This is a genomic window from bacterium (assembly GCA_029210545.1).
In the GTDB taxonomy this organism is placed as follows: Bacteria; BMS3Abin14; BMS3Abin14; order BMS3Abin14; family BMS3Abin14; genus JARGFV01.
Window position 1 is genome coordinate 1 of sequence record JARGFV010000094.1, and the last position, 9,866, is coordinate 9,866.

Consider the following 9,866-nt stretch of genomic DNA (forward strand, 5'->3'; position numbering starts at 1 on the left):
TAGTGCCATTCCCATTTATCTTTAATTGCCACACAGTTAGCTGACATCTCATTTGCATCATGAATAATGCGGGCTAGATACGTGGCTACTTTGATACTTAGGTACGTAGTTACCTCGACACCTCGACACCTCGACACCCCGATACTCCGATACGAAAAAGCCCTCGGGAGAAAGTTCTCCGAGGGCTTTTTCCCGCGGCCGGGAGACTCCCGGCCAGCGCTATCCTCACGAGTACCGCCGGCAGGCCGCTGCCTCCCTGCGCTCTTTCATCAGGTCCTTTTCCATGTGACAGCGCTTGTACTTCTCTCCGCTGCCGCACCAGCACTCTTCGTTCCGGGTGAGTTCCGCTTCCGAAGGCCGCACGGGCGTACCAAGCAGTTTTTTCAGTATGTTCATAGTAACACTCCGGTCTTGTCTCAGCGATCAACTCTCCGCCGACGGCTGGCTATTGCATTAATATTTTATAATATCCTAAATACAGGGTTTGGCCGCTAGTGTCAAGGTGAAAAGTTTACTGTTTATAGTTGTCGGTTAACAGTAAACAGTCCGGATTTTGCGGTTGGACTTTGATAGGGTCGCAAAAAGTCTTATCCGGGACTTTTCCTGGCTCATTAATGTCCTGGGGAAAGGGAAAAACGTGGTTTTCCCTTCCCTCACGGAGGCTGCTGTAATATCGCCAAAGCCCGGGCAGGACTTTGGCTCAACGGGAACCGAAAAGCGTGGTTTTCGGTTCCCTCACGGATCGAACACACAGCCATTGGCACTCGATCCGGGCGCCCTTCCCAGGCGCGGCGGGTCATTGATTTGGGCACCCCGCGCGGGGCGCGTTGATGACTTTTTGCGAAGTCATCAACTTTGGGCTATGCCATTCCCCATCGCCCACAGCCTATTGCCTATCGCCTGCTCTTATCCCCTACTCGCCCGCAAACGGAGTCTCAATTGACACTCCGTCGATGGTCTCGCCGTGGCTCAGATCCTCCGTCAGGATCATTGCGGCCCCCGCCCGGCGCGCGGCGGCCACGATAAGCGCGTCCCGGAAGGACAACTTATGGCGCTCCTCTAATTCCGAAGCGCGAACGATCATATCCACATCCGGTTCAACAACTTGCCAGACCGAGTACTGTCTAACGATATCCCTTGCGGAGACAGCTTTTTACTATGGCTTTTTTTCCCTCTCCTGGTCCTTTCCATCGCCAAAAATAAAACGGCCAGGGTGAATACAGGTGTCGGTGTGTCAGTGTAATGTAGTGTCGGAGGAAGGCCCCTTGCCTTTGTTGAATTTACCCCGATACCCCCATACCCCGTTACTCCGATACTTAAAAGGCCCCGGAGAGTGACTCTCCGGGGCCTTTGTATTTGGCGTCCCCAACGGGATTTGAACCCGTGTCGCCGGCGTGAAAGGCCGGTGTCCTGGGCCGGGCTAGACGATGGGGACATAAATTTTACTGCGTAAAATTTATCTGAGTTTTCCTTACGGAAAACAAGAACTATGAGAAGGAACAACTTCCACTTCTGGTATTGATATTTCATCTTTATTTTTCTGAAAGAAAAATAAAGTGGTGAGCCCGGAAGGATTCGAACCTTCGGCCATCGGATTAAAAGTCCGGTGCTCTACCTGACTGAGCTACGGGCTCTAAAGCGGTTCTTTCTAATAGACTTTGGCCATGTTGTCAAGGTTGCAAAGTGACAGAGAGGAACCCCCGAGGCAGGAACCCCGAGACGCGGCGACGCCGCGAAGGGGTGACGCGGAGCAGATCATTCCCCGTGTCTCCGTGTCGCCGCATCCCCGTGTCAAACGGTTTTCCCCGATTTCTTATCGCTTGAACGGATCCATCAGCTCGATGTGATCGGAACGTTCCTGGCCAGTGGAAACGATCGCCACCGGAACCGCCGTAAGTTCCTCGATCCTCCTGACATAGGCCTGTGCCTCGGGCGGCAGGTCGTCCCACCGCTTGCATCCCGCCGTGGGTTTGCTCCACCCCGGGTGATCCTCGTAGACAGGGCTGCACCCTTCCAGTTCCTCGATCCCGGATGGGACCACGTCGTAATCCCTGCTGCCGCAGGTGTAGCCTGTACAGATCCGGACAGGATTGATGCCGTCAAGCACGTCCAGCTTGGTAAGGACCAGGCCGGTCAAACCGTTCATCCTCGCGCTCTGCCTGACAACCACGGCGTCGAACCACCCGCAGCGCCGCGGGCGGCCGGTTGTGGCCCCGTACTCTCCGCCCTTTTCCCTGATGCGTTCTCCCATTTCATCTTTGAGCTCCGTGGGAAACGGTCCGCCGCCCACCCTTGTGGTATAGGCCTTGGAGATTCCAATGACCGCGTCGATGTTGCGCGGACCCACACCGGAGCCGGTGCTCGCGCCGCCGGCGGCCGTGGAGGAGGATGTCACGAAGGGGTAAGTCCCGTGGTCCACGTCCAGGTGGCTTCCCTGGGCACCCTCGAAGAGGATGTTCTTGCCGCTTTCAAGAGCCATCTGCAGGAAGTTGGATGTGTTCGTAATATGACCCTTGAACTGCTCCACGAGGGCCAGGGTGGAGTCAAAGATCTCCTGTTCATCGAAGGCTTCCTTGCCGAAATATTCAGTGAGAATGAAATTCTTGAAATCGAGGGCGTTCCTGAGCCTCTCCCGGAAGACGCCCGGGTTCAAAAGATCCCCGATCCTGATCCCGGAGCGGTTGACCTTGTCCTCATAGGCGGGACCGATCCCGCGCCCTGTCGTTCCGATGGCTTTTGCTCCCTGTTTTTCCTCCCGGGCAAGATCCAGGGCGGTATGGTAGGGCATGATGACATGAGCCCGCTCGCTGATGAATAAACGGCCGGCCATATCGACTCCCTTGCCCGCAAGACTGTTCATCTCCTGGACAAGGGCCTCGGGTGAGATGACCACCCCGTTGCCTATGACACACCTTTTTCCCTCGTGGAGGATCCCCGATGGGATCAGGTGCAGGATGAAGGTGTCATTGCCGATGACGACGGTGTGTCCCGCGTTGTGGCCGCCCTGGTACCTGACGACCAGGTCCGCCCTCTGGGTGTAGACGTCGACGATCTTCCCCTTGCCTTCGTCCCCCCACTGTGCCCCTACGATGACGACATTGGACATGGTTTTTCCTCCGGTGTCTTTTTTCCCTCCGGAAAAAAGACCAGGTTGTCAGCAAAAAGCTGATAAGTGGCCCTAAAGATCGACTGGATCAAATGGTTCTTTTTCCCCTGTGTCTGGGTTGTACAATGTCATCCCGGCGCCTTCCTCCATAACCAGCACCTTCCCGATGCGGTGGGCGCTTATGTACGCCCCCAGGTCCCGGTCCGGGATATCCCTGATGAGGCAGAGCACCTTTTTCCCCTTGTCCCTCAGCGCTACCGACATGCGGAGCCCGCCGGCCCGGTCACCGGTGCGGTTCACGAGCAGGTAATCGATGGCCGGGTCACCGGTTCCCGACAGGGCCGTGACCTCCACCGCCTCCAGGATGTCCACGCCGAACCCGGTGGCAGGCGCCGGACGCCCGTACTTTTCCACAAGGCCGTCGTACCGCCCGCCCCTCAGCACAGCCCTCCCCGATCCGGCCACGTACCCTGTAAACACAGCCCCCGTGTGATAGCGGAAGGTGGCCAGATCACCCAGGTCCACCGTGATCTGTTCCTCCCCGACGCCGTAAATGCGCGCCAGATCGAGGATCTCATCGAGGTTCTCGATGGCTCCCCGGCATACATCGTTGGGGGCGAGGTCCCGGGCGCGGTCCAGGACTTCCCGGGTGCCGGAAAGTTCAACGAGGGCGAGCACAGCGTCGGCGACCCTGCCGTCTACTCTCTCCCTGTCCAGGAGGATCTCCATTTCGCCGCGATCCTTGCGGCAGGCGGCGGTCACCACCGCGTCCTCGGTCCCGGTTGAAAATGCCGCCTCTTTAAACAGGCCTCTCGCGTACTGGACCTGGCCCACGCTCATGCGGATCCCTGTCATCCCGAGTCCCGCCAGGGCTTCGGCGCCGACCGCAAGAACCTCGGCATCGGCCTGGGGATCGTCCACGCCGACCAGCTCCACACCGGCGTGGATGAGCTCCCTCCGGGGGTGGTTGGGGTCGTCAGCGTGGCGGTACACGTCCGCCACGTAGCACAGGCGCAGGGGCAGCGGGATACCGGACATGGCCATGGAGACCATCCGCGCAACCTGGGGTGTCACGTCGGAGCGAAGGACCATCAGTTTCCCGGTCGCGCGGTCCACCAGCTTGAACGCCATATCCAGTTCATCGTCGCCGAGTCCCCGGGACATGGTATCCAGATATTCGATGGCAGGCGTCCGGATCTCCCGGTAACCCCACCGGGTAAAAACAGCGAGGAGGGTCTCCTCGACACGCCTTATGAAGGCGGTCTTGTCCGGTGTCATCTCGAAAACGCCGGCCGGCAGCAGACCGATATTGTTTGATCTCATTTTTTCAGTATACCTGTTTCCAGACGCAACCCTGCGCAGGCCGCGAGTATCCACCGGACTGCACCAATAAGAACGGCAAAAGCCTTAACACAGCGTTATGCAGAGGCGGCCCTCTGTGTTAAGGTTTTTGGCTCATCCGGGAAATGAATACACTCAAGCGAAACCATACATCTCACAACTGATTGCTGCCTCCCCAAAATCCAAAGAGCTAAATCCTTTTTCACCACCCGTTCGTCACGGTAAGGATGTGACTCACTAGAGACACGGAGGACACAGAGGAAATCAAAAGAGCTTAAGCTTTTCCCTTCACCTAAGCTGGTCGAGACTTCCCCCAGGTTGTCCGCCTTTCTCCGTGAACTCCGTGACTCCGTGGTGAATCAGCTTTGTGAATTTGGAGTGGCAACACCCAGGTGCGCATTAACCGGAAGACCCAAGTTTATATATACCTTGGAGCCTGTGAGGTCTTTCCGGCAGGCTCACAGCTAGAACTTGACCTTCGTGACCTTCTTGATGTGGGGCAGCTTGGCCAGTTCGGCGAGGACCTCCTCGCCGGGATCGGCGTCGACCTGGAGGAAAGAAAGCGCCCGGCCTCCCGGCTTGTCCCGTCCTATCCGCATGCTGGCGATATTGACACCGTGTGTGCCCAGAGTGCCGCCCAGGTTGCCGATGACACCGGGCCGGTCCTCGTTGGAAATCACGAGCACGATGCCCTCCGGGATCGCTTCCATGGAAAAACCGCCGAGACGGATGATCCTCGGCTGGCGTCCCTCGAAGATGAAACCGGCAGCGGCCATCTCCTCGCCGTTGGCCGCCAGGGTAACCTCGATGAGGTTGCTGTAATCCTCATCCTTGGAACTCTTGACTTCGTTGAACTTGAGGCCCCTGTCCTGTGCCAGCACGGACGCGTTGACGAAGTTCACCGCACCCACGCCCAGGATAGGCTCCATGACCCCTTTCAGGACACTGATGGTCATGGACTCGAGGGGAAGTTCCTGAACGGAGCCGGCGTAACGGACCTGGACCGTTTTGGGAGCGAATCCCGCCAGCTGCGAAGTCAGGGACCCCAGTTTTTCGGCCAGCTCCAGGTAGGGGCGGACCTTGGGCAGGATCTCACTGCTCACCGACGGAACATTGACGGCGTTGGCGATGGTCCCGTTGACGAGGTAATCGGCGATCTGGTGGGCCACGGCGATGGCAACGTTCTCCTGTGCCTCGTTGGTGGACGCTCCGAGGTGGGGCGTGAGGACGACGTTGTCCAGGCCCCTGAGCGGGTTGCCCTCTTCCATGGGTTCGGACGCGAAGACGTCGAAGGCCGCCCCGGCCACAAGACCTTTTGTGAGGGCCTCGGCCATGTCGGCCTCGTTGACGATGCCGCCCCGCGCGCAGTTGATGATCCGCACCTCCGGCTTCATCTTCTTGAACGCTTCCATGTTCAGGAGGTTCTTTGTCTCCTCCGTCTTGGGAACGTGGATACTGATGAAATCAGCACGCTTGTAGAGGTCCTCCAGCTCCACCAGTTCGACACCGAGCCTGGAGGCGGCCGTTTCACTCATGTAGGGGTCGTGCGCGATGACGGTCATCTTCAGCCCCTGGGCCCGGTCGGCCACGATGGAGCCGATGTTCCCGATGCCCACGATACCCAGTGTCTTGTGGAAGAGCTCGACTCCCATGTAAAGTTTCTTGTCCCAGCGTCCCGCCTTCATGCCGGCATCGGCCTGGGGGATCTTCCGGGCCAGGGCGCACATCATGGAGATGGCGTGCTCGGCTGTGGTCACGGTGTTGCCGCCCGGGGTGTTCATGACCACGACACCCCTTTTGGTCGCCTCGGGGATGTCGACATTATCCACACCGATACCCGCCCGGCCGACGACCTTGAGCCTTGAGGCGGCTCCGAGGATCTCGGCGGTGACCTTGGTGGCGCTGCGTATGGCCAGGCCGTCATATTCCCCGATGATCTTCTTGAGCTCTTCAGGGGAAAGGCCGGTCTTGACATCCACCGACAGGCCCGGGGCGCGTTTCAGGATCTCCACACCTGCTTCTGAAAGCTTGTCGCTGACGAGTACTTTCATATATCCCTCCAGACACAAAACGCCGACATGATGTTGGTCCGAGTTTTGCGCGTTAAAGTTCCTTTTCGATCGATCCAGTGTTTAAACACAATGAATTTCACTGAAATTCATTGTTATGATACGAAAACTTTCTGGGCCGCCTTGACGCCGGCCCCCAGCTCCACCGGCTGGCCGAGTTCCTTCAGGGTCATCTCGATGGCCGCTACGACCGTCACCATGTCCAGGGCGTCAAGATACCCCATGTGGGACACCCGGAAGATCTTGCCCTTGGCGTGATCCTGGCCGCCGGCGATCGTGATGCCGTATTTTGCCGCGAGATGCTTGACGATGGACCCTGTATCCATCCCTTCCGGACCGCGGACCGCCGTGATGGAATCGGAAGGGGAATCGGGCGCGAAAAGCTTGAGGCCCAGCGCGGTCATGCCGGCCCTGAAGGCGTTGGCGTAGGAAGCCGACCGGGCGAACAGGGAGTCGAGCCCCTCTTCGCGGATCTCGCCGAGCACCTGCTGAAGGCCGACGAAGAGCGATACGGCCGGCGTGTAGGCCGTGGTGTTCTTGGCAAGGCTCTTCTTCTCCTTGGCCCAGTCGAAGTAGTAGCGGGGCTGGGTGCACTTCTCGACAAAGCCCCACGCCTTTTCGCTGACCGCCGCGAAGGCGAGCCCGGGAGGAAGGCGCCAGGCCTTCTGGGAGCCGCCCACGACGATATCGAGGCCCCACTCGTCAAAGGGGAGGTTCATGACGCCGACGGCGGTGATGCCGTCCACCACGATGAGCGTATTATCGTACCCCTTGACGATGCCGGCGATCTCCCTGATGGGGGACGCCACCCCTGTGGAGGTCTCGCTGGCCTGGAGGTAGACCGCCTTGATGGAGGGATCGGCCGCGAGCTTGTCGGCGATGATCTTCGGGTCGACCGCCTGTCCCCACTCGACGTCGATATCGACGGGTACGCCGCCGAACTTCGAGACCAGCTGGGACCAGCGCTCGCCGAACTTGCCGCCCCGCACGCAGATAGCCTTGTCGCCGGGGTTGAGGATGTTGCTGACGGCGCCCTCCATGGCGCCCGTGCCGGAGGAGGCGAAGACCAGCACGTCGCCCCTGGTCTGGAAAACATACTTGAGGCCTTCCACCACGTCGGCGACGATGGCCTCGAACTCCCCGGTTCTGTGGTGCAGGATCGGTTTTGCCATCTCCAGGGAGGTGTACGGGGACACATCCACCGGACCGGGCGAATAAATCCTCTTCTTGATCATGGTCACTCTCCTGTCTTGATACCGGGAGCCTTCTTGAAAACCCTCGGTCGACTCCCGGTATGGATTCCGGCGGTGCGTTGGATGCCTTCCGGCGCCGCCGATGGACTTTGTCATCCCCCCCGAAACTTTGCTGAATCCTGATCCTCAAAACGATAAGGAGAAGGGGGCCAACAGACCCCATCGCCTACTCCTTTTCAGCCTAGAATGAAAAGGTCAGTTTTCCCAGCGCCGCGAAGTCGGCTGAGGGGTCGTTGAGTCCGAATCCGACCCCCATGCCGAAGTTCAGGGCAGGGCCCATGTCGAAGGTGGCCCCGGCGGCGAACATGTCCCAGACGAGATCGTTGTCCATGAGTTCCAGTGTGAAATCGGTTGTATCGGAGTAGGGAATCGCCACACCCACCACGTAATTGACCTGGTTTTCAGCGTTACTTTCACCAGGCATGAAGTATTCCACGTTGAGGACCCCTGTAACGCCCTTCATGTCCATGCCGGCCGCCGCGAAAATGGTGATGTCCGTTTCCTCGCTGCTCAACGGGGCGTCGGCCATGGGGAGCTTGAGCCGAAGGCCCAGGGCGGCGGCGGGGTAGTCGGGCGTCTCCTCCTGCACGGCGAACTTGGCCGAGAGGTAAAGGTCCCCTGAGCCGGTGTCGTCGGTAGCGCCGTCGTCAAAGCTCTTGTACGCCTCGAAGGCGGCGGCGATCTCGACGGTGGACGTGGCGCCGTAGGTCACGGTTACCGGTACCGTCGATTTGTCAATTAAGTCATCATTGATGATGAGCATGGAGCCGCCGACGGCCAGGGCCCCGGCTTCAAGCGTGGATCCGCCAGTGGCCACAAACAGCCCGTCCAGGCCGAAAAGGTTGGTCTTCAGGGGCCCCGCCGCGGCGGGGCCGGCCCCGAGCGCCATAATCGCGACGATCAGTGAAACGGTAAAAAACACACGCATCTTGCCCATGTGATCCTCCTTGTACGACAGGGTATTATATCTATGGGGGTTCCCCTCCCCATCTCGTAAAATGGCTCCCATAAACTCTAACGGATACATTTTACGAGGTTATCTAATAGTAATGGACTCGCGAAAAGATCAATCAACGCACCCTGTGGGGAGCGCCCGGATCAATGGGCAGCCGCGCCCGGGAAGGGCGCCCGGATCGATGACCGGCAAAAGGAGCCGCGCCCGGGAAGGGCGCCCGGATCAATGGCCTGCCAATGTGCCATTGATCCGTTAAGCCAAAGTCCCACCCGGACTTTGGCGATCTATCCGCAGCCTCCGTGAGGAAAGCGAAAATCACACTTTTCCCTTTCCGTGGAGCACATAGTCCTGTCCGGACTTTGTGCGGCCCTATCAAAAGTCGCCAATTGAAACTATGGGAAAGGGAGTTGGTTGTCAAGAACCCGAAATCCATTGGTGCCTGAAAAGAAGCACCAACGGATTTCGGGTTGTGGATTTTTACTTCCCCATGCCGGGAAAGATACTGGGGATTTAAGGTGGCAGTGATTACGGCCTATGGCCTCAGGACACATGGTTTCACACAGGTAACAGAGACCACAGAGAATTGTTTTCATCAGGGGGAGCAACTGCCCTGAACAACTGACTGTGGTGTTTTAAACTTGTTTTCCCCGCGAAAACGGGGATCAGATTTAAAAAAAATCCCCGATTCAGGTAATGAATCGGGGATTTCTTTTAAATTTAAAGTCCCGGTTGGCCGGCAGGGTTAGGAGGGGAGAAAGGGTTTGCCGCTGCCGGCCACCGGGGATGAGAAAGGAGCCTTCGCTGGCATACTTAGCAAGCTGTATGCCAACTATAAAATTCGATGCTAACACATTGAATTTTATAGGTAAATTAAAAAAACCCGCCGTAAGCCGCGGATCAGGCCCGTGCAGATAATGCGCATCCAAACCAGGACTTTCCACGAGCGCGCACAATTTACGCACCATCTTTAAAATGCTTGAGCATTTTAAAGATTCGGTTTTTCTATCGCGTCAAAGGCAAGACCGCCTGGATCATCACTGTCTGGCATGACGCGCAACTTCCCGCACATCCCTCGGAAGGAAACAAATCAATCACCTCTTTGGTGTGAAAAGCACCGAAAGGCGATATCCAGGGGGGAGAGC

6 protein-coding genes and 2 tRNA genes are annotated in these 9,866 nt (G+C 58.1%); all 8 read right to left on the reverse strand.

What is annotated here, in order from left to right; translation table 11 throughout:
- Positions 1 to 225: 225 nt before the first annotated feature.
- The 8 genes from P1S46_09680 to P1S46_09715 all read right to left on the reverse strand — a co-directional run bounded on the left by P1S46_09680 (position 226) and on the right by P1S46_09715 (position 8,706).
- A complete protein-coding gene (locus P1S46_09680) occupies positions 226 to 396 on the reverse strand; it encodes an SEC-C domain-containing protein (GenBank protein MDF1536751.1) in 171 nt (56 codons plus the stop codon).
- Positions 397 to 1,357: 961 nt separating this feature from the next.
- A tRNA-Glu gene (locus P1S46_09685) sits at positions 1,358 to 1,435 on the reverse strand.
- A 122-nt stretch (positions 1,436 to 1,557) separates the two neighbouring features.
- Positions 1,558 to 1,634 (reverse strand) — tRNA-Lys (locus tag P1S46_09690).
- 179 nt (positions 1,635 to 1,813) lie between these two features.
- Complete coding sequence (locus P1S46_09695) at positions 1,814 to 3,106, reverse strand: adenylosuccinate synthase (GenBank protein ID MDF1536752.1); 1,293 nt, start codon at positions 3,104 to 3,106, stop codon at positions 1,814 to 1,816.
- 72 nt (positions 3,107 to 3,178) lie between these two features.
- Positions 3,179 to 4,429: an ATP phosphoribosyltransferase regulatory subunit gene (hisZ, locus tag P1S46_09700; GenBank protein ID MDF1536753.1), complete on the reverse strand. Its 1,251-nt coding sequence runs from the start codon at positions 4,427 to 4,429 to the stop codon at positions 3,179 to 3,181.
- A 482-nt stretch (positions 4,430 to 4,911) separates the two neighbouring features.
- On the reverse strand, positions 4,912 to 6,498 hold the full coding sequence (serA, locus tag P1S46_09705; GenBank protein MDF1536754.1) for a phosphoglycerate dehydrogenase: 1,587 nt from the start codon (positions 6,496 to 6,498) through the stop codon (positions 4,912 to 4,914).
- A gap of 113 nt (positions 6,499 to 6,611) precedes the next feature.
- Positions 6,612 to 7,751 carry an alanine--glyoxylate aminotransferase family protein gene (locus P1S46_09710; GenBank protein ID MDF1536755.1) on the reverse strand — a complete coding sequence of 380 codons (1,140 nt, stop codon included), beginning with the start codon at positions 7,749 to 7,751 and terminating at the stop codon, positions 6,612 to 6,614.
- Positions 7,752 to 7,950: 199 nt separating this feature from the next.
- A complete protein-coding gene (locus tag P1S46_09715; GenBank protein MDF1536756.1) occupies positions 7,951 to 8,706 on the reverse strand; it encodes a hypothetical protein in 756 nt (251 codons plus the stop codon).
- Positions 8,707 to 9,866: the final 1,160 nt, after the last annotated feature.